General features: G+C 65.5%; 19 protein-coding genes. 4 read left to right on the forward strand and 15 right to left on the reverse strand.

Going from position 1 to position 22,619, the window contains the following annotated elements; translation table 11 throughout:
* Positions 1-2: 2 nt before the first annotated feature.
* From BWR60_RS22810 to BWR60_RS22820, 3 genes are read right to left on the reverse strand one after another with little or no spacing between them, the layout of a single operon-like run.
* A complete protein-coding gene (locus BWR60_RS22810; RefSeq protein ID WP_088153329.1) occupies positions 3-656 on the reverse strand; it encodes a PIG-L deacetylase family protein in 654 nt (217 codons plus the stop codon).
* A complete protein-coding gene (locus tag BWR60_RS22815; protein WP_088153330.1) occupies positions 656-1,465 on the reverse strand; it encodes a glucose-1-phosphate cytidylyltransferase in 810 nt (269 codons plus the stop codon). Before BWR60_RS22815 ends, BWR60_RS22810 begins: the two co-directional genes overlap by 1 nt.
* Positions 1,462-2,667, reverse strand: a complete 1,206-nt coding sequence (locus tag BWR60_RS22820; RefSeq protein WP_230983144.1) for a class I SAM-dependent methyltransferase — start codon at positions 2,665-2,667, stop codon at positions 1,462-1,464. The genes BWR60_RS22815 and BWR60_RS22820 overlap by 4 nt, the downstream gene beginning before the upstream one ends.
* On the opposite strand from BWR60_RS22820, the gene BWR60_RS38245 reads away from it, so the two are divergent.
* On the forward strand, positions 2,590-2,751 hold the full coding sequence (locus tag BWR60_RS38245) for a hypothetical protein (protein ID WP_230983146.1): 162 nt from the start codon (positions 2,590-2,592) through the stop codon (positions 2,749-2,751). The two genes, BWR60_RS22820 and BWR60_RS38245, sit on opposite strands and share 78 nt — an antisense overlap.
* A 335-nt stretch (positions 2,752-3,086) precedes the next feature.
* Here BWR60_RS38245 and BWR60_RS22825 read toward each other — a convergent pair whose 3' ends face one another.
* From BWR60_RS22825 to BWR60_RS22850, 6 genes are all read right to left on the reverse strand, one after another.
* Complete coding sequence (locus BWR60_RS22825) at positions 3,087-4,685, reverse strand: lipopolysaccharide biosynthesis protein (RefSeq protein ID WP_088153332.1); 1,599 nt, start codon at positions 4,683-4,685, stop codon at positions 3,087-3,089.
* A 103-nt stretch (positions 4,686-4,788) separates the two neighbouring features.
* On the reverse strand, positions 4,789-5,967 hold the full coding sequence (locus BWR60_RS22830) for a class I SAM-dependent methyltransferase (protein WP_088153333.1): 1,179 nt from the start codon (positions 5,965-5,967) through the stop codon (positions 4,789-4,791).
* 51 nt (positions 5,968-6,018) lie between these two features.
* Positions 6,019-7,017, reverse strand: coding sequence for a glycosyltransferase family 2 protein (locus BWR60_RS22835; protein ID WP_088153334.1), 999 nt, complete (start codon positions 7,015-7,017; stop codon positions 6,019-6,021).
* 227 nt (positions 7,018-7,244) lie between these two features.
* Positions 7,245-8,315: an NAD-dependent epimerase/dehydratase family protein gene (locus BWR60_RS22840; protein WP_088153335.1), complete on the reverse strand. Its 1,071-nt coding sequence runs from the start codon at positions 8,313-8,315 to the stop codon at positions 7,245-7,247.
* Positions 8,316-8,678: 363 nt separating this feature from the next.
* On the reverse strand, positions 8,679-9,416 hold the full coding sequence (locus BWR60_RS22845) for a GDSL-type esterase/lipase family protein (protein WP_179221905.1): 738 nt from the start codon (positions 9,414-9,416) through the stop codon (positions 8,679-8,681).
* A 71-nt stretch (positions 9,417-9,487) separates the two neighbouring features.
* The gene (locus BWR60_RS22850) at positions 9,488-10,582 is read right to left on the reverse strand and encodes a LysM peptidoglycan-binding domain-containing protein (RefSeq protein ID WP_179221906.1); all 1,095 of its coding nucleotides are present in this window, start codon (positions 10,580-10,582) and stop codon (positions 9,488-9,490) included.
* 700 nt (positions 10,583-11,282) lie between these two features.
* On the opposite strand from BWR60_RS22850, the gene BWR60_RS22855 reads away from it, so the two are divergent.
* Positions 11,283-13,070, forward strand: a complete 1,788-nt coding sequence (locus BWR60_RS22855) for a calcium-binding protein (RefSeq protein ID WP_144445711.1) — start codon at positions 11,283-11,285, stop codon at positions 13,068-13,070.
* Positions 13,071-13,473: 403 nt separating this feature from the next.
* The gene (locus tag BWR60_RS22860) at positions 13,474-14,853 is read left to right on the forward strand and encodes a TolC family outer membrane protein (protein ID WP_179221907.1); all 1,380 of its coding nucleotides are present in this window, start codon (positions 13,474-13,476) and stop codon (positions 14,851-14,853) included.
* Between the two features lie 75 nt (positions 14,854-14,928).
* Here BWR60_RS22860 and BWR60_RS22865 read toward each other — a convergent pair whose 3' ends face one another.
* The 3 genes from BWR60_RS22865 to BWR60_RS37760 form a co-directional block, all read right to left on the reverse strand.
* A complete protein-coding gene (locus tag BWR60_RS22865) occupies positions 14,929-16,173 on the reverse strand; it encodes an SEL1-like repeat protein (protein WP_088153340.1) in 1,245 nt (414 codons plus the stop codon).
* A gap of 877 nt (positions 16,174-17,050) precedes the next feature.
* Positions 17,051-18,178, reverse strand: coding sequence for a calcium-binding protein (locus BWR60_RS22870; RefSeq protein WP_088153341.1), 1,128 nt, complete (start codon positions 18,176-18,178; stop codon positions 17,051-17,053).
* A gap of 875 nt (positions 18,179-19,053) precedes the next feature.
* Positions 19,054-19,515 (reverse strand): ribbon-helix-helix domain-containing protein, encoded by a 462-nt coding sequence (locus tag BWR60_RS37760; RefSeq protein WP_218823631.1) that lies wholly within the window; start codon positions 19,513-19,515, stop codon positions 19,054-19,056.
* Positions 19,516-20,437: 922 nt separating this feature from the next.
* On the opposite strand from BWR60_RS37760, the gene BWR60_RS22880 reads away from it, so the two are divergent.
* Complete coding sequence (locus BWR60_RS22880) at positions 20,438-21,322, forward strand: AraC family transcriptional regulator (protein ID WP_088153342.1); 885 nt, start codon at positions 20,438-20,440, stop codon at positions 21,320-21,322.
* A gap of 87 nt (positions 21,323-21,409) precedes the next feature.
* Here BWR60_RS22880 and BWR60_RS36475 read toward each other — a convergent pair whose 3' ends face one another.
* The 3 genes from BWR60_RS36475 to BWR60_RS22890 form a co-directional block, all read right to left on the reverse strand.
* Positions 21,410-21,595, reverse strand: coding sequence for a hypothetical protein (locus BWR60_RS36475; RefSeq protein WP_144445714.1), 186 nt, complete (start codon positions 21,593-21,595; stop codon positions 21,410-21,412).
* A 29-nt stretch (positions 21,596-21,624) separates the two neighbouring features.
* On the reverse strand, positions 21,625-22,407 hold the full coding sequence (locus BWR60_RS22885) for a 3-hydroxybutyrate dehydrogenase (RefSeq protein ID WP_088153343.1): 783 nt from the start codon (positions 22,405-22,407) through the stop codon (positions 21,625-21,627).
* Positions 22,408-22,446: 39 nt separating this feature from the next.
* Positions 22,447-22,619 (reverse strand): DUF3734 domain-containing protein (locus BWR60_RS22890; protein WP_179221908.1); only part of this gene is annotated, 173 nt, incomplete at its 5' end.

A 22,619-nucleotide genomic window follows, 5' to 3' on the forward strand; every position in this document is an offset into this window, starting at 1 on the left:
TGTCAACCGAGCAGCCCCTTGCGCTGGACGAAGCCTTCGGCATAGCGCCCGCCTGCGCGGCTTTCCATGCCGCGCAGGCGGGCGAGGCCCCGGAAGGTCTCAGCGTCGAACCAGTCCTTGGACCGCTGCGTGCCGAAATGCGCGAGAAGAAGCTCGATCTTGCGTTCCAGGATCTCGGGGGCGAGGGGCATGTAGAGGTTCGGCTGACCGAGGTCGCCGTCCCATTTCGGGATCTCATATTCGAGAATGAGGTGGTCGCGGAACGTGTTCCAGGTCAGCCGGCACGTCTCCTGATGATCCTGGTGCGCGTCGTCCCGGCGATGGGTCAGGATGATATCCGGGCTGCTGCGGGCCTTCAGCCCGGAGAACCAGGCCTTGATCTCGCTGCCCTGGTACGGAAAGAAGCTGTCCTTGAATTCGGCAAGCTCGACGACGGTACTGGCCGCGCCGGCAAGGAAGGCGGCCGCCGAGGCCTCCGCTTCCCCCGCGCGCGGGCCGGCGGCGCTGAGCACGCACCAATGGACATGCAGCCGCACCCCGGACGCGATCCAGGACAGGAGCATACCCCCTGCCCCGATCTCGATGTCATCCGAATGCGCGCCCAGGCACAGGACGGACAGGCTGTCGCCCGGCCGCGCCAGCCCCAGTGGCCGCATCAGGCCAGCACCAGCGTCTTGGCCTTGTCCTTGGCCGGGCTCAGCCCCCGCCAGGGCATCTTGCCCTGCTCGACCAGATCCTCGAGCGCCTGCCGGTCTTTCAGCGTGTCCATCGAGCGCCAGAACCCTTCATGCTTGTAGGCCATGAGCTGGTTCGCCTCGATCAGCCTCCGGAACGGCTCCAGGACCAGCTCCTCGCCTTCGCGCATGAAATCAAAGATCTCGCGGCGGAACAGGAAGTAGCCGCCGTTGATCCAGATGTCGGAGCAGTCGGAGCTGCGGATGCCCTGCACCTCGCCATCCTTGTCGATATCCGCCAGGTGATAGGTCAGCGGCGGCCGCACGGCCATGAAGCAGGCGATCTTGCCGCTCTTCCTGAAGCGATCGATCATGTCGTCGAGGTCGCAATTGGTCAGGCCGTCGCTGTAGTTGGCCAGGAAGATCTCCTCGTCCCGCACCTGATCCCGCACGGCCCACAGCCGCTCGCCGATGTTACGCCAGATCCCGGTGTCGATCAGGGTGACACGCCAGTCCTTGTCCGGCTCGCTCAGCAACTCGACATTGGCGCCGAATCCCGAAATGACGCAGTCGGCAAAATTCTGCGGCCGATAATTGAGGAAGAAGTCCTTGATGATGTTGGCCTTGTAGCCCAGGCAGAGGACGAAGTCGGCATGCCCGTATTGCCGATAGTACTGCATCACATGCCACAGGATCGGCTGATGCCCGATCGGGATCATCGGCTTCGGGATGTTCTCGGAATATTCCCGGATGCGAGTGCCCAGGCCACCGCAGAAGAGCACGACTTTCATGAGCGCAATTCCTTCGGATCGATGACTGCCACCTCGGGGATCGGGACGATAAACTTCCCGCCCCATTCGGCGACATGGCGCATCTGCTGGACGATCTCGGCCTTCAGGTTCCAGGGCAGGATCAGGATGTAGTCGGGCCTGGCCGTGTCGATCGCCTCCACCGGATGGATCGGGATGCGCATGCCCGGGGTGTAGTGGCCCTGCTTGTACGGGTTGCGATCGACCGTGAAATCGAGGAAGTCGGTGCCGATACCGCAGTAGTTCAGCAGGGTGTTGCCCTTGCCCGGCGCCCCGTAACCGCAGATGGTCTTGCCCGCGGTCTTCGCCTCGATCAGGAAGGACAGCAGCCGCCGCTTCGTCTGGCGGACCTGCTCGGCGAAGGAGGCGTAGGTCGCGACGTCGCGGAAGCCCAGGCGCTGCTCGCGGGCCAGCAGGTCCGGGACGCTCTGGGCGGTTGGCCGGGCCGAACCGGCATGAGCCAGGTACACGCGGAGGGAGCCGCCATGGGTCGGAAGCTCCTCCACATCGATCAGCCGCAGCCCGTGGCGGGCCGCCATCCGCTCGATCGTGGTCAGCGAGAAGTACGAGAAGTGCTCGTGGTAGATCGTGTCGAACTGGTTCTCCGCCATCAGCCGTTCGAGATGCGGGAACTCCAGCGTGATCACGCCTTCCGGCTTCAGCAGCCGGGCCAGCCCGGAGACGAAGTCGTTGAGGTCCGGAACCTGGGCCAGCACATTGTTGCCGATGATGAGGTCGGCCTGCTTGCCCGCCGCGGCGAGCGTGCCGGCCAGCTCATGGCCGAAGAAGTCGACGCAGGTCGGAATGCCCTTCTCGATCGCCACCTTGGCAACGTTGGCCGCAGGCTCGACCCCGAGCACGGGAACGTCGAGCGGCCGGAAATGCTGCAGCAGATAGCCGTCATTGCTGGCGATCTCGACGGCGAGACTGTCCGGCCCAAGCCCGAGCCGCTGCTGGATCATGCCGCAATAGGCCCGGGCATGTGCGACCCAGCTGGTCGAATAGGACGAGAAATAGGCATATTCGCGAAAGATGTTCTCCGGGCTCACATACTCCCTCAGCTGGACCAGGAAGCAGTCGCCGCACACCAGCACGTTGAGGGGAAAATGCGGCTCCATCTCATCGAGCTGCTCAGGGGCGATGACGGTCTGGCAGAGCGGAGAGGACCTGAGGTCGACGAACACATGCTCAAGCTGGCCGCCGCAGAGGCGGCATCGGGCGGCGTGATCGTTCCGCGCGTCGGATGCCCCATCGATGGCACCACGTGATGCGTCGAGTAACTGAACATTCATCCCAATCTCCCTGCGCCCGTTCCGATATCGAGAGACCGCCAATGTGAGAACTGTGAATTAAGGCCAGCCCCAATCCACTGATTTTCAGAAATTGTTCTTTTTGCGCGCACGACAAAGGAACTGCCACCATCGCCCCAAGAACAATATCAACCAATGAGAGTCGAATGATCACGTCATCAAGATTGAGTTGCCGGCTATCGATCCGGATACCTGATCACGATTATTCGCCCCACCACTGGCCGGCTCAAGTGATGCATTCGATCGGGCGGCTACCACCAAATGGGTACGGCGGAGAAGCCACCTGGACCCGATTATCCGGGAGGGATCGGCGGCGGCTCCACCTGGCTCCGGCCGGCATACCGGCGCCGGCGCAGGGCGGCGCGCAGGGCGCCGGCGACCTGGGACCGGTTGGCCGGGCTCAGGCCGAACAGCCACAGGCTGGCCAGGCACACGCCCCCTCCGACGGCAGCACCGGCCAGCAGCCGGTCGAAGGCGCTCGGCAGCAGCGATCCGCCCGCCACCGCCATCGTGGCGAGATAGGTCGCCAGGGAGATCGGCAGCAGCGGTAGGAGGCAGGTCCGGCCATAGGTCGCCATCGATACCTGCAGCCGCCGCAAGCCGTCGCGCAGGACGATCCAGTTGGTCGTCAGCAGCTGGGCCAGCAGCGTGGCCAGGGCGGCGCCGAGCAGTCCCAGATGCGGCACCAGTCCCCAGGACAGGAGGAGGGCCAGCCCGCCCGCCAGCAGGAAGGGAACGGCGTAAACCTCGTTCTCGGTCGCCCGGGCGAAGGTGAGGACCGCGTTCTGCTGGACGCACAGCACGAACATGACGCCCAGGGCGGTCAGCACCGGGAAGCCCGCGAAGTGGTCGGGGCCGATCCAGACGCCGATGAGGTCCCGGCCCACGACCAGAAGCGTCGCCACGCCCGAAACCATCAGGATCAGGGTGATCCGGAGGCTGCGCAGCACGATCTCGTGGATCTCCTCCATCGTGCCGCTGTGCCAGAGCTGGCTGACATAGACGCTGGACGTCTGGCCCAGGGCCAGGGCCAGGATCGCGAGGTTGTGCAGCAGCGTGTAGACGGCGTAGTAGGCCGGCACCTGCGCCGTGTCGACATAGAGCGCGATGAAGTACTGGTCCGTCTTGAACAGCACGGCGAAGCCGACAGCCGTCAACCATGACCGGATCGCCGGCGCCATCATGCCGCGCATCAACGCCCCGTCCCAGCGGCCGGGCACCGAGAACAGGTGCGGCTGCCGGCGCTGGACATAGAGGCGCAGCGACAGGCGGACGGCGACGCCGCCGATCGCCGAGACGATCGCGAGCCAGAGCAGGCCGCCGCCGGCCAGCACCACCACCATCTGCGCCAGCAGGGTCGCGATCCCGACCGCGGTGGAGGCGATGGTGCCGGCGGCGACGTAGCCCAGGCCAGTGGCCAGCGCCGTCCACAGGCCGGACCAGGCCATGGTGGCGTAGCCGAGGCACAGAAGGATCCAGGCGATCCACGCCGTGGTCGGCGAGACCTGCCGCAGCTCCAGATTCCAGAGATACAGGCTGCCCAGCGCGAAGGTGACGACAAACACGCCGATGGACACGAAGCGGTAGGCGATGCGCCCGGATGCCAGCATGTCCGCGAGGTCGCGCCGCGACTCCCCGTCCAGAGGCCGGTCGGGTCCGGACAGGCTTCGGCCCGCCACGAAGGCGATCCGCCGGGTGATGGTGGGGGTGAGGCCGGCCTCCATGAGGATGCTGAGGAAGATCGTGCTCTGGCCGAGAACCAGCCAGAGGCCGAGCTCCTCGGCGTTCATCGCATGGAACATGATCGGCAGGATCAGGAGATTGAGCCCGATCCGGATCACCTGGCTGAGCCACGAGGCCGAAACGGCGAAGGCGATCTTCCGGCCGATCACGGGCGTTCTCCGGGTGGCGACGGCAAGATCCCGGCCGCGCGGGATGAGAGGGCGGACGGCCCGGCGATGCGCCGGCGGCGATCAAAGGGATAGCCGGGCATGGCTACAGGCACTGCAGCTCAGGGGCACACCCCTGGGCCTGCAGCATCTTCCGGATCTCGTCGCGGTAGACGGAGTTCATGACCACCACCAGGTCGGGCGGCGTCGTGGACAACTCGTCGGGCGATATGATCTCGTGGCCCGTGGCCGGCAGGTAGCGGCCGTGGCGGAACGGGTTGATGTCCACGACCGAGGCCACCTCGCCGTTGAGGCCCACCGTGGTCAGGAAAGCGACGGCCTTCGAGCCCGACCCCCAGAGCACCGTCCGCCGGCCCGACGCAGCCGCCTCCGTCAGTTGCTCGCGCCAGGTTGCGATCGTGGCCCCGACGCCCTGCCGGAACGCCTCGGCCCATTGCCGGGTCTCCGCCACCGCCGCCTGGCCGGCCGGGACCGGCACTGGCGCGCTCGCCGGCCGGGCTTCGATCATCAGGTACTGGCCGTCATAGTCGGTCCAGACGCGGTCCACGGCGAAGCCGCAGCGCCGGAAGAGGCCCGACAGGCTGTGCGCCGTGAAGTAGGAGCAGTGCTCGTAGTAGACGTCCCAGAACGCCTCGTCCTGCAGGACCAGCTTGGCGTTAGGCACCTGGAAGAAGACGCAGGTGCCCTCCTGCCCGTCGAGGGCACGGCGGACCATGCCGACGAAGCGGCCGACATCCGGGATGTGCTCGAGCGTCATCTTGCAGCACAGGAAGTCGCAGGCGACGGGCCCGGTCGTCTCGTCGAAGAGCTCGCGGAGGAACCGGGCGCGCCCGGCCGTGGCATCGCCGAGGCGGCCCGGCACGAAGGTGGGGTCGTAGCCGATTCCTTCATTATCCCCGAGCCGGCACAGCAGAGCGAGAAACTCGCCCTTGCCGCAGCCGATCTCGATCACGCGCTTGCCGTGAAGGTCGTGCCGGGCGATCAGGTCGCGGGCGAGACGTTCGTGGAAGGCGTTGAAGGTCGGGGAGAAGCCCTGGGTCTCTTCATAGGATTCCGAGTAAACCGTCCGCGACGCCTCCCAGGCGGCGTTGAAGATGAAGCCGCAGCCCGGGCAGAGGCACAGCCGCAGCGGGGCGACCGGGAAGGCCAGGGCCGCCTCCCGGTCGTTGATCAGCAGGCAGCTGTTGGTCGGGATCGCGGGCAGGTCATAGAACGAGGCGCCGACCTTGTCGCCGCAGGCGGGGCAAGCGGACTCAATGGTCATGGCCGGTTCCTTCGAGCCGGGCGCCCGTGTCGCCGGCCCGGATGGCGCCTCTCATTTCGGCACCCCGGAGCCGGGCCGGATCCGCGCTGTGCCGAATTCGGGCGCCTTGCGGCCCCGCAGCCAGCGCTTGACCCGCCGCCCCAGGGTCTGGATCCGAGGATCCGCCGCGGTCAGCGGCTCGATCATCAGCCGGGACAGCGTGTACCGCGTGAGGACATGGCGCAGCAGCCCGAGATACAGCCCCCGGCGCTCCGTCCGGCTGGAGACATGCTTGCGGATTGCCCGCAGGGAGTGCAGCTGAACCTGCCAGGTGGGGCAGAGATCCAGCAGACGGGCGCGGTCATTGTTGTTCCACCACCGCCAGGACGCGGCCCGGTCGATCAGGACGGCGTGGCTGAAGCGATCGGGATGGTCCCGATTCAGGAACAGCGGCTCGGGCACCAGGGCGAAGCGCCCCAGCAGCCCCAGCTCGATGCAGAGGACGACGTCCGAGCAGGAGAACGGGGCCAGCAGGCCCGTCTTGGCCATGACGTCGCGCCGGACGAGCGCGAAGACCTCCCAGCAATAGCGGGGATGCCGGACCAGCGCCGCGAAGCGCTCGGACACCCGCGGTGAGGCGGCCGGCTGGAGGCCGTCATCGCCGATGAGCTTGACCGCGCCCTTCGCATCGATGAGGCCGACCAGGGGCTGGGCCAGGATCGCGTCCGGCTGCCGATCCAGCGCGGCCACGCAGCGCTCGAGGCATTCCGGCGCCAGCAGGTCGTCATGGGCGAGCCATCGGAAGTACTCTCCCGTGGCCAGCTCGAAGGTGCGGACGAAATTGGCGCTCGCCCCCAGATTCTTGGGATTGCGGTGGTATCGGACCCGCGGATCCGCGGCGGCATAGCGGCGGCAGATCTCCTCGGTCCGGTCCGTCGACCCGTTGTCGCAGATGATCAGCTCGAAATCCGCGAAGGTCTGCGCCAGGACCGAATCGACAGCCTCGGCCAGGTAATTCTCGCCGTTGTAGACCGGGAGGCCGATCGAGACCCGGCGCCTGCTCTTGATCATAGCAATCCCTCGCTTTCGCCCATGGACTGAAGCCGCAACCCACACCTCCTTCCATTGCGAGATTCTCTTGATTTATTGTCAGATAACAAAATAACAATGATCTGGCATGATCTTTATCTTTCTGACAAAATATCAGATGTCCAAAACCATCCATTCATTCCGACATCGATACCTCGAATATTCCCGAGGGGGGCCGGGGAGATGCGGCCCGCCCCCACTCGGCCAGATCATTCGGCGGCGCAGGCCGAGGGTCTCTCGGCGGCCCGCCGCGCGGTGTGGCGGAGATCGTCACCGAGGACCTTGTCCGCCATCAGCTTGCGGATATGGCTGATCCGCTGGTAGCGGGGACCTTCGAACTCCTCCAGCGTCAGGCGCGAGCACCGATAGGCGGCATAGAGCTGCTCGGCTCCCCGGTGCACGTCCCATTGCGGCTGGAACTCCGGCAGGATTCGGGCGATCTTCTCGAAGCTCACCCGGTAGGACCGCTTGTCGGGCCCGGCGTCCGGCGCGATCTCCAAGCGGCAGCCGGGGACGACCTCCGCCACGATCTCGGCGATCTCCCGGATGCGGTAGTTGTGCTCGGTGCGGCCGACATTGAACGCCTGGTTGAACACCGCGCTGGTCGGAGCGCGCAGGCCGGCCAGGAAGGCGCGCGAGATGTCCTGGATGTGGACGATCGGCCGCCAGGGCGTGCCGTCGGACTTCAGATAGATCAGCCCCTTGGTCACGGCCCAGGCGACGAGGTTGTTGAGGACGATATCGAAGCGTACGCGAGGCGAGAGCCCATAGGCCGTGGCCGGACGGAAATAGACCGGACAGAAGCTGTCGTCGGCCAGCCGGGAGATGTCGCGCTCCGCCCACACCTTCGACCGCCCATAGGCTGTCACCGGGTTGAGCGCCGCGCTTTCGTCCACCATCTCGTCGCCGGCCAGGCCGTAGTTGCTGCACGACGAGGCGAACAGGAAGCGGCCGACGCCCGCCGTCTTCGCCGCCTGGGCGACATGCACGCTGCCGAGATGATTGATGCTGTAGGTGATATCGGGATTGAGGTCGCCCAGCGGATCGTTCGAGAGGGCGGCCAGATGGATCACGGCCTCGAAGCCATCGAGGTCGCGCGGCACGATGTCCCGGATGTCCTTGCGGATGTTCGGGACGTCCGCGATGTCGCCCCCGGCCTCGTAGGTGCACCGCTCATAAAGATCGCTGTCGCATCCGGTCACGCTGTGACCTGCCTGCTGCAGCATCGGGACCATCACCGTGCCGATATACCCCCGGTGACCCGTGACCAGAACTCGCATCCGATGCTCCCTCGGCTTGACGGCGATGGACAGGCACTGTCGTCGAACAGGCCTCATGCCGGCTCGACGGCCTGAGTGAGAGGCTATGTCATCGGGTGACTGCCTTCCGAGAGGTCCGATCGGAGGGGACTTCGCGGCAATCGTTCGCGTTCGCCACCGCCGGATGGAGTGCCCTCCCTCCACGATTGTCCGAAGGCCTCATCGAATTCCCGGATTGGCGCACCTCTTTCGGCCGCAACGCCGACCACGTCACACGGCCGGACGGATGACAGGATCCACGGAATGGATGAGGGCTGGCCGGTTGCAGGCATCCCGTCGTGCAGAGTCCTCGTTCCGAAGTGTCTGCCGCACGAGACCCGCGCGTCAGCCGCCGGTGGTCTCCATGCGGACCCCGGCACCCCGCAGATACGCCTCCACCATTGCCGCCCAGCGGATATACGCCGCGGCGCTGAGGTGCAGGCCGTCCGAGGTCAGCTCGGCCGGCAGCGACCCGTCCGGGGCGAGCCCGGCATTGAGATCGAGATAGCCGCTGCCGGTCTCGGTGGCGAGCGCCCTCAAGCCCTCGTTCAGGACGCGGATCTGATCGTTGCGGCGAAAGTCCCAATGTCGCCGGATGTCGGGCCAGGCCGGGTCATCCGTGACGTAGAGGACGGACTGGACGACGACCCCTGCCCCCGTCTTCCGCAGCCCTTCGATCAGGGTCCGGAAGGGCTGCAGCAGCGCGGCCGGCGGCGTGCCGTATCCGAGGTCGTTGATCCCGACCATCACGAAGACGAGACGCGGCCGCAGCCGGATGACGGTATCGATCCGCCCCAGGATCTCGCCCACCGTGTCGCCGGATGCTCCCCGGTTGACGACATCGCGGCCGGGCAGCAGCTCGTTCCACTGCGGCGCGGCGGTGATGCTGTCGCCCAGCATCACGATGTCGGCATGGGCCGTGGGGTACAGCCGCGACAGTTCCACGGGCAACGGATCCACGCGGTGCCGGGGCTGGATGAAGGCGACATCGGGCAGGAACCGTGCCATGACGCGCTGCGGAAGCTGGGATTCGAGCGCGACCGCGACCAGCAGGACGGCAAGGACCAGGGCCAGGATCTTCATCGCCTGTCGGTGCGGTATGCCACGTCCCTTGCCCGCGGATCCCGGCGATCCGTCGCGGCGGCGGAGGCCGTTCACCATCTGCTGCCGGTTGCCGCTGACGTCTGGGATGTGGGAACGGTGAGGATCTGGCCCGGATAGATCAGGTCCGGATCGCGGATCTGGACGCGGTTGGCCATGTAGATGATGGTGTAGTGGATGCCCCGCCCATACGCGCTGTGCGCGATCCGCCACAGGCTGTTGCCCGGCTGGACGACGACCTTGCCCCGGGCCAGGACGAGGTCGGCGGGGGCCGCGCGCTGGAACGGCGTCTCGGTGCGGTCGGTCACCCGGCCGTCGGCATTCAGCTGGTCGGCCCGCAGGCGATATGTGCCCGGGGCGATCGGCCAGTCCGGCGAGATCCGGAACGCGCCCGCCGCGTCGATCCAGCCTTCGCCGATCGGATGGTCGTCGAGATACAGCCGGACCAGGGCGGCAGCGGCGCCGTGACCGCTGATGATGACCGCGCCGTCTTCGCCGTAATCGATGACATCGATGGACAGGCCGGGCAGTGCCGCGGCGGCCTCATCCGGAGCCTGCAGGATGGTGGAGGCGCCGCCGGCCTTCGGAACCACGAAGACGAGCGGCTTGCCGTCGCCCTGGCCCGGTCCCGCCGCCATGCCGTCGATGGTGCCGTCGCGTGAAGGGACGATGACCAGCGCGATATCGGTGGACGTCGTCGTGCGACCGTCGCGCGTCGCACTGAGCGAAAGCTGATGGTCGCCGGGCGCGATCGGCGCCTCCGAGACGAAGACCCAGTCGCCATTGAGATCGGCATCGACCGACCCGATCGCCTCTGCGCCATCGAACAGGGTGATCCGGGCCCCGGCAGGCCCCCGCCCGGCGATCACCTGGTATCCGCTCGAATTGATCCGGATTGCGTCGAACCGCAGGAGGGTCTCGTTCGCCGCGCCCACCTCCACGCCCTGCCCGGCCTCGTGCCCGCCCGCGGCCGAAGGCGGCGGAAGCTCCAGCGAGGCCATGCGGCCACCGCTGCCGGGCAACGGCGTCGCCGCGGACGGTTCGGCCTGCCGCGGATCCGATGACTCGGTCGAGAGCCGGTATAGGATCGTGGATGACGCCGGAAAGATCGTGAGCACAGCGCCATAGATCAGGAGAGCGTGTTTCACCTTGGATCCGCCCAGATGAGGCGCCGAACCAGCCGGCTCCGCGCGGCCACTCGAATTCCGATAAGAAATTCCCGGATCCGGTCTCGCGAGCATCGTCTCCCCGGCGCCGCCTATAACCAGATACAGCGAATATCTATCTGCTTCTCTCATGATAAGAGAGAAAATTTCTAAGCATGAGTACCTCTTTTGTAGATATAGTCGACGGGATATCGCGCTTTCTGCTTTGGTCGAATCAACACCAGAGCGAAGATCGACATCAAGGCGACGGCAGAGACAGCCCTGATACCGGCAGCAAAGAACATATCCCGGCAGGTCCGGCGCCTTCCCCGCCCACAACCGGACAACGGCGTGAGGCGACCGCCGTCAAACGGCTATCCCGACTTAAAGCTTTCGACCAATTCCATCCATTCGATGCACGGTCCGTTCAATCCCACACTTCTACCAACGCCTGCTACAGCACGTATTTTCAGGATTTTCTTTATTCTTTCTGTCTATCCGGCTGATCCTTATCCGATTTTCGAGCACCACTTCACATCCTAAATGATAGATGGATCATTTTCTGCATTTTTGGACAAAATTGCAAAAAATTTCTCCGATCTCGGAACAAAATCCCAATCGGAGCCGAGCTCTTTAGTACCGGTGCACCGGCCTCCGTTTCTTGGCCAACGGCGCCGCCCTTTTTTCATTCTATGAGGAAACGATGGCAACCTTCCCTACATCAGGCGACGACGTGATCACGGGATCGATCGGGTCCGATACTATTGACGCATTGGCCGGGAACGACCACGTCTCCGGCCTTGACGGAAACGACATATTATCTGGCAATGACGGCGATGATTTTGTCTATGGCAACCAGGGCGATGACATGCTGTCCGGTGGTTCTGGCCTGGACAATCTCGACGGCGGCGCCGGCAACGACACGCTATACGGTGGCGACGACATCGATACCCTGAATGGGGGCGCCGGCAACGACACCCTGGACGGGGGCGGCGGCGGTGACCGGATGGATGGCGATGATGGCAACGACTCACTGTCTGGCGGTATGGGCGCGGACACGCTCGACGGCGGGGCTGGCGATGATCGCATCTGGGGCGGCGATGACGCCGATGCCCTGAACGGCGACAACGGAAACGACATCCTCTACGGCGACGCCGGCGACGACATCCTCTGGGGTGGCACCGGGTTCGACCTCCTGAACGGCGGTGATGGCGCCGATCGGCTCCGGGGCGGCGACGATGCCGACCGGCTCAACGGCAATGCAGGCGATGACCACCTGTTTGGCGAGAACGGCGACGACCTTATCGACGGCGGCGATGGCCGTGACGTGATCGACGGCGGCAATGACGACGACACGATCTATGGCGGTTTCGGCGACGACATCATCACCGGCGGCGACGGGCTGGACATCATCGTCGGCAATGCCGGCAACGATAGGCTGGACGGCGGCGCGGGCACCGATCTGCTGAGCGGCTACGAAGGCGATGACCTGATCCTGGGCGGCGCCGGCGACGACGTCCTCGGCGGTGGCCTCGACCAGGACATCCTCGAGGGCGGAGACGGCAAGGACACGATTGATGGCGGCGCCGGCAACGACAAGATCCACGGCGACGCGGGCGATGATGCGATCTCCGGCAGCCTCGGCGATGACAGGCTGTTCGGCGATGGCGGCCGCGACACCATCCTCGGCGGCGATGGCATCGACGAGATCGATGGCGGCGCCGATAACGACACCCTTGACGGCGGCGCCGGAACGGATTGCCTGAGCGGTGGCGCCGGCAACGATCTCGTCCGCGGCGGAACCGGGAACGACACCCTCACCGGGGGCGACGGCAACGATACGCTGGTCGGCAACAGCGGCGCCGACGTCATGACGGGCGGCGTGGGCGACGATATCTACTACATCGACGACCGCGGCGACGTGGTGAACGAGAAGGCAGGCGAGGGCAACGATTGGGTCGTGACCTGCTACTCGACGACCCTCGACAGCACGGTGCAGAACGTCGAGAACGTGCAACTCTATGGGCTGTGGGCCCTCAGCGCCATCGGCAATGCCGGCGCCAACCGCCTCGTCGGCAACGACGGGAACAACGGCCTGGCCGGGCTCGGCGGCGACGACATCCTCAGCGGCGGCCTGGGGAAGGATCTCCTGGACGGCGGCGCCGGCAAGGATGTCCTCACCGGCGGGGACGGCGCGGATACCTACCGTTTCATCACCCCGGGCGATTCCGCGGTCGGCGCCAATCGCGACGTGATCACCGATTTCACCGCCGGGCAGGACAAGATCGACCTGTCCTACATCGACGCCGCCGCCGGCGTGTCCGGCAACCAGGCCTTCAGCTTCATCGGCACCGCCGCCTTCAGCGGCCATGCCGGGGAGCTGCGCTTCGCCGGCGGGATCGTCAGCGGCGACATCAACGGGGACGGGCATGCCGATTTCGAGATCGGCGTGGCCGTGCCGTCGCTGAGCGCAAGCGACTTCGTTCTGTAGGCTCTTGGGCACGACGACGGCGCCGGGATCCCGGCGCCGTCCTGCCTCCTGTCATAGCCGGGAGCAGCTGGCTGCCGGGCTCTCAGCCATCGATCAAACCTGCAGCCGAAGGCCGCCGGATCGCTCAGGACCCACGGGTTGAGTCGACAGGACGGCGGCACCTTCTATCCCTTTTGGATGACTTGCAGACACGCCGGGAACAGAGAACCATTTCGTCCCGGAAATACTCGTCCATGAGCTGTTTGTATTCTCTTCTGATCGCTCTGGAATCGACACCCCATGGGCAGAATGAACTCATGACCGCGGTGTATTGACGATGACACGATATGGACGATTCGGACTTTCCACCGCGGTGTTGTCCGCCGCGCTGATGCTGGGCACTGCCCCGGCTTCGGCACAATCAATGACCGAGGCGCTGGCGTCGGCCTATGCCACCAACCCCGACCTCGCCGCCGATATCGCCAATCTGAAGGCGGTCAATGAAGGCGTCGCCCAGGCCCTGTCCGGCTACCGGCCGCAGATCACCGCTAGCGCCAGCATCGAGAGCCAGTTCACCAACACGACCTCGGATGCCGTCCACGCCACCGGTCTGATCTCCCAGTTGCAACCCAGCGGGAAGAGAGGCGATCCCCTAAATTCCGGCGGCCGGGAGGGGTACTGGCACGAGGTCAACCCGGCGACGCTCGGCATCACGGTCACCCAGAACATCTACAATGGCGGCCGGACCCAGGCGTCGGTGAACCAGGCCGAAAACACGGTGATGGCGACCCGCGCGGTCGTCCAGACCACCGAGCAGACGGTGCTGCTGGATGCCGCCACCGCCTATGCCGACGTGGTCCAGGCCCAGTCGGCGCTCGACGTGCAGCGCAACAACGAGACGGTGCTGCGCCGGCAGCTCCAGGCGACCCAGGACCGGCTCAATGTCGGCGAGGTGACCCGCACCGACCTCAGCCAGGCCGAGGCCAGCCTGGCCAGCGCCGTCGCCGGCCGGATCGAGGCCGAAGGCACCCTACGCACCAGCCGCGCCACCTTCGAGCGCTTCATCGGCCAGCCGCCGGGAACGCTGGAGACGCCGGCGGTTCCGGTCGGCCTGCCATCCTCGATGCAGGATGCGATCCAGAAGGCCCAGGCGAACTATCCGGGCATCGTCGCGGCGGTGTTCACCGAGCGCGCCGCGGCCGACAACATCGACCTGCAATTCGGTGCGCTGCTGCCGTCGATCGACGTGCAGGCGCGGCTGCAGCGGCAGTACTCGACCATCTCTCATCCGTCATCGAGCGGAGGGGCGCAGAGTCGCGTCGACTCCGCGGCGATCGTGGCCCAGCTGACGATCCCGCTGTATTCGCAGGGCAACCAGGAATCGCTGGTGCGCCAGGCGCGCTACACCCATGGCCAGCGGCGGATCCAGATCGAATCGCAGCGGCGCCAGGCGATCCAGGGCGCCGTGCAATCCTGGCAGGCGCTGGTGACGGCGCGGGCCGCGATCAAGTCGTTCCAGGCCGCGGTCAAGGCCGAGCAGCTGGCGGTGGAAGGCCTGCAGCAGGAGGCCCAGGTCGGGTCGCGCACCGTGCTCGACGTGCTGCAGGAGCAGCAGAACCTGCTGAACGCCCAGCTCAATCTGGTGCAGGCTCGACGCAACGAGGTGGTCGCCGGCTACCAGCTGCGCAACGCCGTCGGCACCCTGACCGCACAGGACATGGGCCTGCCGGTCAAGGTCTACGATCCGGAGCCGGACTACCAGAAGACCCGCGCCCGCTGGTGGGGCACGTCGGTCGACGAGTGAGAGCCCCCGGGACGAGGTGTCGGCGGTCGATCAGCGCGGCGACCCTCGTCAAGGCTGTCGGCGGGCTCGATCCAGTCACTCGCTCTGGGCGACGAGCGTGGCGGTGCGAAGAGCCCCCAGCAGCGCCGCCGAGGGCCGGCGCGTCACCGGCAGGTCGTGGCCCCGTTGGAAGGCGGCGATGGCGGATCTGGTCCTGCGCCCCATCCGGCCGTCGATCCGACCAACGTCGAGATTCATCTGGGCCAGCAACCGCTGGATCTCGGCGATCTCGGCAGCCGTGACCGGCGGTTCCGGCATCGCCGCAGGCTTTGTTCCAGACACGCCCAACCCGGATGCCATCCCCACTTGGGCAGGACTCCGCGGCGCCACCCCCGTCAACTGTGCGGCCAAGCCGTCCAGAATCCGGTCCGCGTCGTCACCGGGCATGCCGGCCTGACCCAACGCGAGCAGATTCGATCTCAGGACGAGGCCGACAAATCCGACGCGCGGGGCGGCGGAGGCATTGACACTGACGAGCGTCCGCAGCTTCGCCAGCGCCTCCTTTGCCTGCTCGTCTCCGGCATCGGCCGCGACGCCGTACCAGCCGGCGGCGGTCCGGAGGTCGGGCGCCCCAAGGTCGCCGTTCTCATAGAGTCGGGCCACATTATAGGCGCCGCGTGGATTTCCGGCACTGCTGGCTCGTCGAAACCAGACCAGCGCCTCCGCAGGATCGCGCACGATGCCGGAGCCGTTGAGGTAAGCGAGGCCCAAGGCATTCAGCGCACCGCCATGTCCGGCCGCTGCGGCGTCGCGGAAGCGGGCCACCGCCGCCTCGGAATCGCGGGGCACGCCGAGCCCCCGCTCCAGCAGCACCCCGAGATTGTAGGAGGCGCCGGCCACGCCCTGATCGGCGGCCTGCCGATACCAGTAGGCGGCGTGCTCGAAACTTCGCGGCACCTCGGTGCCGAGCGCGAAGAATGTGCCGAGATCGTTCTCGGCATCCGCCTGTCCGGCGGCGGCGTCGCGCGCCAGACGGCGCAGCTCGGCGGAAGCCTTGTCCGGCAGGCGGAATTCCGCTCCCACCCCCAGGGCCGGAACGGCGGCACCCGGGACGGCGGGCGCGGATCGTGAAGACGAAGCCGTTGGGACGGACATCCGGGGACCGCCGCTGATCTCGGCGAGAGGAGCGGCTTCGGCCCGGCGGCTTGCAAACCCTCCCGCGACGAGACAGCCGCACCCGGCCAGGATGAGCAGCGTCGCGACCGCCTGGCGGGCGGCCGGACTGCAGGCCCCTCTCGGCTCTCGGTCGAGTCTCGGATCGCGATCTGCCGGAGACTTCATCTGACCTCCCTGCCCGCCTGAATTGCGGCCTGCCGGCGGGATCGATTGGGCATGGGACCGAGCAGACCGCTTCCGTGCGGATGGCAATGCCTGCTCGGTCCCATGTGAGGGAGCCGCGAGGCTGATCAGCGGGAGACGCCCAGCCCCTTCAATTCCCGAGTGAGATCCTAGGCACCGTGGCCTGCCTCGACCTAGATGCACTTCCGGCGGTGGCGGCCCACCCGGACCCGATCCTCGGAGGGAGGCGAGCCCATCTGCCGGTCAGCGCGCTACCACTTTCTCCCGCTACTCCAGCGACCAGCCGTCGATGACTTCAGTATCTCTCGCCATGGTCGGCGCGAGCGCCCCCGCCTTCCGCGGTATTTATCCAGCCTCCAATTCAGCTCTCTGGATCAGAAGGCAGATGAAGAGAGCAGATGCCATCTCACCGAAGGACCCAATGGCGGCAAAATTCACAGCGGTTATTATCGGTCTTCTGTAATGCAAGGGGATTTGGCGAAAAGGAGCCGCATCCATAGCAAAAACGGAAGATACCTCAGCAAAAACGGAAGATACCTCGGCGCAGAGCCACCGGACTTCTTGGCGAAAGACGACCGCTTTGCGATTGTCACACCGTCGGCCGTGACAATGCCGCTGTCGACGAGCCTGACATCCGAAGCCATCGCGAGTCGGGCGGTCGTCCGGGCGACGGATGTTCCTCTCGTGGGCAGTCCCACTGAGACGGCGCTCAGATCATTTGGGGATCTGAATTCAAGTGCACGATGTCGCTCCGGTATTTCTGGTATCGGGGGCCGGCACACAACCGGCCCCCGATGACGTTTTCAGCGAAGGAAAACCTCTCCGTCCGGCCACGGTTGAGCGGTGGGTTTCCCCCGGATCAGAGCACGAAATCCGAGGCTGACAGATGCGACGCGCCATACAGTTCGATATGGAAGTCGGACGTGCCGTCGCCGTTCACGTCCCCGGCGATCGTCGAATGTCCGTCGCCGCGGTCGGCATAGCGCAGTTCTCCTGCGTGGTGGCTGTAGAGGGCCGTCCCGATGAAGGTGAAGGCCTGGTTGCCTGCCACACTCGTGTTGGCGTCGATCGTCGACAGATCGATCTTGTCGCCCTGGGCCTGGCTGAAGTCGCGGATCGTGTCGGGCTGGCCAAGGGTCGTATGCTGGACCGACGAGAAACCGAACCGGTCGGCGCCTCCCCCACCGGTCAGCACGTCGGCGCCAGCCCAGCCGTTGAGCACATTCGCCCCGCCATTGCCGACGAGGGTGTCGCGCCCGGCAGACCCGATGATGTTTTCCACCGAAGTGTAAACGTCGTTCGCGGCGTCCCCGCCTGCCCCCTTGCCGGTCGCGAGGCTGACCGTCACGCCGACATTGCTGTCGGTATAGGTCACCGCATCGGTGCCGTTGCCGCCATCGAAGGTGTCACCGGCATAGGTCGACCCTGCGCCACCACGCATGACGTCATTGCCGTCCTGGCCGTAAAGATAGTCGTAGTCGGCCCCGCTGCTGAGCGTGTCGTCGCCCGCCCCGCCATACAGCATGTTAGTGCCGCTGTTTCCGGTCAGGGTGTCGCTGTGGGCACTGCCGTCGATGTTCTGGAAGTTGGTGAAGCTGTCGCCGGTCGCTTCGCCGCCGCTGGCCGTATGGGCGGCCAGGTCGATGGTGACGCCGGCGGAGGAGTTGCGGTAGCTGAGATAGTTCAGCGTGCTGGTGTCGCCGCCATCCATGACATCGGCGCCGGCGCCGCCTTCGATGTAATCCTGACCGGCGCCGCCGTTCAGATGATCATTGCCGTTCGCACCGACCAGATGGTCGGTTTCGCTGCCGCCGAAAATCGTGTCGTTTCCGTCCTCGCCAGTCAGATAGTCCTTACCGGCGCCACCATCGATCCTGTCGTCTCCGGCCTGGCCGTAGACGTGATCGCCGCCGTCCAGGCCGGTGATCACGTCTGCCCCCATCGAGCCCCATAGATCGTCGATACTGGTGGTTCCATTGATGATCATTGAGATCATTCTCCTTGCGAATCACTTATCAGTGCTCCGCCAAAAAACTAAGTCCATCACCCTCCTGCAAATGAATTAATCATATATGCAATTTTCGACGAATAACTATTTATGGTCTGAAGTTGAATAAAATCTTGACGCAGCGAGGCATCATATATTTATTCCTCTGCCAGAAAACGCATCGGATTATTATCTTTTGATGATTTATGATTCTGGTCTAATTGTCGCATCATCCCGGCCGGCAGCCAGCGATTGGATGTGATTCCAACCATCAATGTCAGCGACCACAGCCTGTCGTGAAGCCTGCATGGCCTTCGGAGCAGCCGCTTAAGGAAGCCCCATGGAATGCCGCGGCACACCCCTCAAGTGCCGTGCCAGGCCAGGATCCGACGTCGGAACTGTCGACGACCAGGTCCTTGGGCCGGACAGGATCCAGGCGCGCCCACGGGCATTAGCAATCAGCCGCTCAGGGATGGCGCCTCTCGCCGCGTGCCGGGCTCGACCGCCGGGAACCCATGCCCGAATAGGTTGGAGCCGAGATCTCGTGGATTGACTCCAACGTTTGGAACCCGCGGTTCTGGCGGCGATGATGGTGTCCGGATCAGCGCGCGAGGAATGGGCTTCGGCGCTTTGTGCTCGGCGACGCGATTGATGGCGGCCTGGGGATCGGCGAGAGACATGCTTCTGTGGCGCGTTGCGGTCCGCAACCACCGCCTCCAGCCGGCGATGATCCTCCGAGGTGACGTCGATGGAAATCCCTGTGCGCATCCCCCACTCGCACACACACCGATGGCCTTTTCTGCCTCGGTCAATCCACCAGGATCCTGGCACGCGCGGATGCCCTGCAGCTCATCGCGTGTCTCAGCCGGTTGCCTTCAAGCGTAGCCCTTGGGGACTGTCGGGCGGCGGTTGTGGGCCAATGCGAAAAAGTAGGCCTGGATGAACACGCGGACTGCGCTGGACAGGCTGCCGTCGCTTCGCTGCGAAGCGCTGATACGCCCGACAAGGGCGTTCACGGAGATGCCCTCTCGCGCCACGATCTCCTCCAGTCCACGCCAGAACTGCTGCTCCAGGCGAATGCTGGTGCGGTTTCCGCCAACCGTGACGTTCCGCGTCCGAGGCTCGAGCGGATTCAGTAGCTGGAAACTCGCGGATCGGCCCATTATCGTCGCCATTTCAAAATGTTGATGGCGATATTCTTCTCGACCCGCGAAATCACTGAAGCCAGGAATTCGGCTGTTGCCATATCCATTTCGAGGGGCGGGGTACTCCTTCTGTTGCAGGCAACCGATATCGACCAGCCTCGGAGGCAATGCATGACCCTCGCAGCTCCGCATAGGGCCGCTCGATGCCGATCGCGCAGTTTTCCCTGTCGACGCGCAGGCGCCCGCAATACTCGAGACGCTCCGGCCGGAGTTTCAGCAAACGGGACGGGAAAAGGTTCGCGGGCTATGACGTGTCGCGGCGCCGCGCGCATCGTCAGCGCGGCGTCCCCGGCCTTCGAAGCCGCCGGCAAACATGCACGCCGGCCGGCCTCGAGCCCAGCCAGACCGAAACCTTGCCAGACCGACAGGCCCCTTCCAGCGTCAGCAGGTCCGCGGTGACGGGATGGTGAGAATTGCTACCGGCAGAGCCTGGCCCCCAATGACCCCGCCGATCAGCGGGATGCGGAGAGCGGAGAGCGGACCGCGTCCGCGACGGGCCGTTGGAGGAGTGTGCGGTCCCATGGTGGATGAGGATGAGAACTATGTCTTCGCCATAGCGCTATGATCGGGAGCGACTGTTCCCGAGATTGCTCGCGCCAACGCTCGTCTGCACGCGGCAGTGCTGTCCGCGACCGGCATATGCGTTCGTCATGATGGCGCGAGGCAGCCCTCGTTTTCGAGAGATCGGCCGACGCAGGTTCAAATCGGTGAGGCGCAACACCCGATTCTCACGATTGATGGAAAGAGCTATTCCTCGGCTTACGACCGTCCTGCTGACTTCCTGAACGCTATGGTAGCTCTCGACGCGACCAAGACAACTATGGTGGCTTCCGAAGCTACAGTGCACCGGCGAGTGCGAGAATGGTTTCCTGCTCCAAACCGGACGCAGCCGCTTCTGGAGCGTTGCGGACACGACGCCGTCGATGTGGGGCGTCTCTCCTCTCGTCTGCCAGTGGTCGTCGAGATGCGCGGCTGCTCTGTCTAAAATCGCAAGATCGGTCGAGCACGTCACGGCCCTGAGCGGCTAGCTGGTACCGCCACGAAGGAAGGGACGATGAAGGCGGCGCTTCAGAACCATCATGCCCGGATGCAGCGGGTGCTGGACTATATCGACCGGCATCTCGACGGCGACCTGGACCTGGACGCGCTGAGCAGCGTCGCGGCCTACTCCAAATATCACTTCCACCGGCAGTTCACGGCGACCTTCGGGCTGTCCGTGCATCGCTATGTCCAGTTGACCCGGATGAGACGTGCCTCGCACCGGCTGGCCTCGAAGGACGCCCGGAGCGTCACGGACATCGCGATGGACGCCGGTTACGACGCACCGGACGCCTTCGCCCGCGCCTTTCGGCGATGGCTGGGGCAATCGCCTTCGTCGTTCCGGAGATCTCCCGACTGGGAGCCGTGGCTTGCGGCCTTCGGGCCTCTCGACAAGGCGAGGAGCAAGCTCATGCAGATCACCTTTACCGCTGACGACGTGACGATCCGCGACGTGCCGCCCACGCCGGTGGCGATCATGGAGCATCGGGGCGACCGGGCGACGCTCGGCGCCACCATTCAGCGGTTCATCGCGTGGCGCAAGGCCGCCGGCCTGTCGCCCCAGACCAGCCCGACCATCACCGTCTTCCGGTCCGAGAGGTGTCCGGCGGTCCCGGCCGACTACAGCATGGATCTGTGTGTCGTGACCGACCGGCCGATCGACGCGGACGACGGGCAGATGAAGCCCGGCGTGATCCCCGGCGGGCGTTGCGCGGTGCTGCGCTATCCCGGCAATACCAACAATCTGGAGCCCGCTGCGCTCTATCTCTACCGCGATTGGCTTCCGGCCAGCGGCGAGGAAGCGCGAGACTTCCCGATCTATTGCCAGCGCCGGCTCTCCTGGCTTCCGGAGGTGCCGGTCCAGGATGTCGTCGTGGAACTGTTCCTGCCGCTGAGATAGCGTCCTTGGATGGCCGCCCCGGAAGGGTCCCCGAAGCGGACATGGCGGGGGGCGACGCAGGCGACAAATACGATACAGCTGGAGTTCTCAGAACTCGTAGGAACGTCTGCCATCTTCATCTCGGCAAACCATCACCCCAAAGCGCTCGCGTTCCCACTCGGAGTATTGGATGACCGCATACATCACGGCCTCGTCTAGTGAATGGAATTCGGCCATGACCCTCTCATCAACAGTCGCACCACGTTTAAGCACGAGATACTTCGCGTCGGACATGGTGGTTCGGATACCGGCTGAACCGTTGGTTACTGGGCGGTCCAGCCGCCGTCGACCGACACGCTGGTGCCGGTGATCTGCTCGGCCGCGTCCGAGCACAGGAAGGCCACCGTGCCGCCCAGCTGCTCCGGCGTCACGAAGGTCATCGAGGGCTGCTTCTCGCCCAGCAGCTGCCGGGACGCCTCTTCCTGGCTGATCCCCTTCTCGGCCGCGATCGCGCTGATCTGCTTCTCGACCAGCGGCGTCCGCACCCAGCCCGGGCACACCGCGTTGCAGGTGATGCCGTTGCCGGCGTTCTCCAGCCCCACCACCTTGGTCAGCCCGATCAGCCCGTGCTTGGCCGCGACATAGGCCGCCTTGTGCGTCGACGCCACCAGGCCATGGGCCGAGGCGATGTTGATGATCCGGCCCCAGCCTTGGCTCTTCATCACCGGGATCGCCGCCGCGATGCCGTGGAACGCCGCCGACAGGTTGATCGCCAGGATCGCGTCCCACTTCTCGGCCGGGAACTCCTCCACCGGCGCGGTGAACTGGATGCCGGCATTGTTCACCAGGATGTCGACCCGGCCGAGCGTCTCGACCGTCGACGCGATCAGCCCGCGCACCGCGTCGCCCTTCGACATGTCGGCGCCGTTATAGACCGCGCGCACGCCATGCTCGCGCTCGATGCCGCTGCGGATCGACTCGATCTCGCCGGCGTCGCCGAAGCCGTTCAGCACGATGTCCGCGCCCTGGCCGGTCAGCACCTTGGCAATGCCAAGCCCGATGCCGCTGGTCGACCCGGTGACGATCGCTACCTTGCCCTTCAACATGGGAACGTCCTTTGTCGGATGTGATGGGAACCGCGCAGCCTATCTGCCGCGATGTATGTCATGGGTGACGACGCCGTCCTCGACCGGGGGTCGGTCCAGGCGGTGCGGGTCGGCCAGGGTGCGGCGGATGTCGTCCAGGCCGCTCTGCCAGTGCTCGCGCATCGCGTCCGGCCCGAACTCATAGTCCTTGGAATGGCCCTCATAGGCCTTGG

It is taken from the genome of Inquilinus limosus (genome assembly GCF_002195995.1).
Lineage (GTDB): Bacteria > Pseudomonadota > Alphaproteobacteria > DSM-16000 > Inquilinaceae > Inquilinus > Inquilinus limosus_C.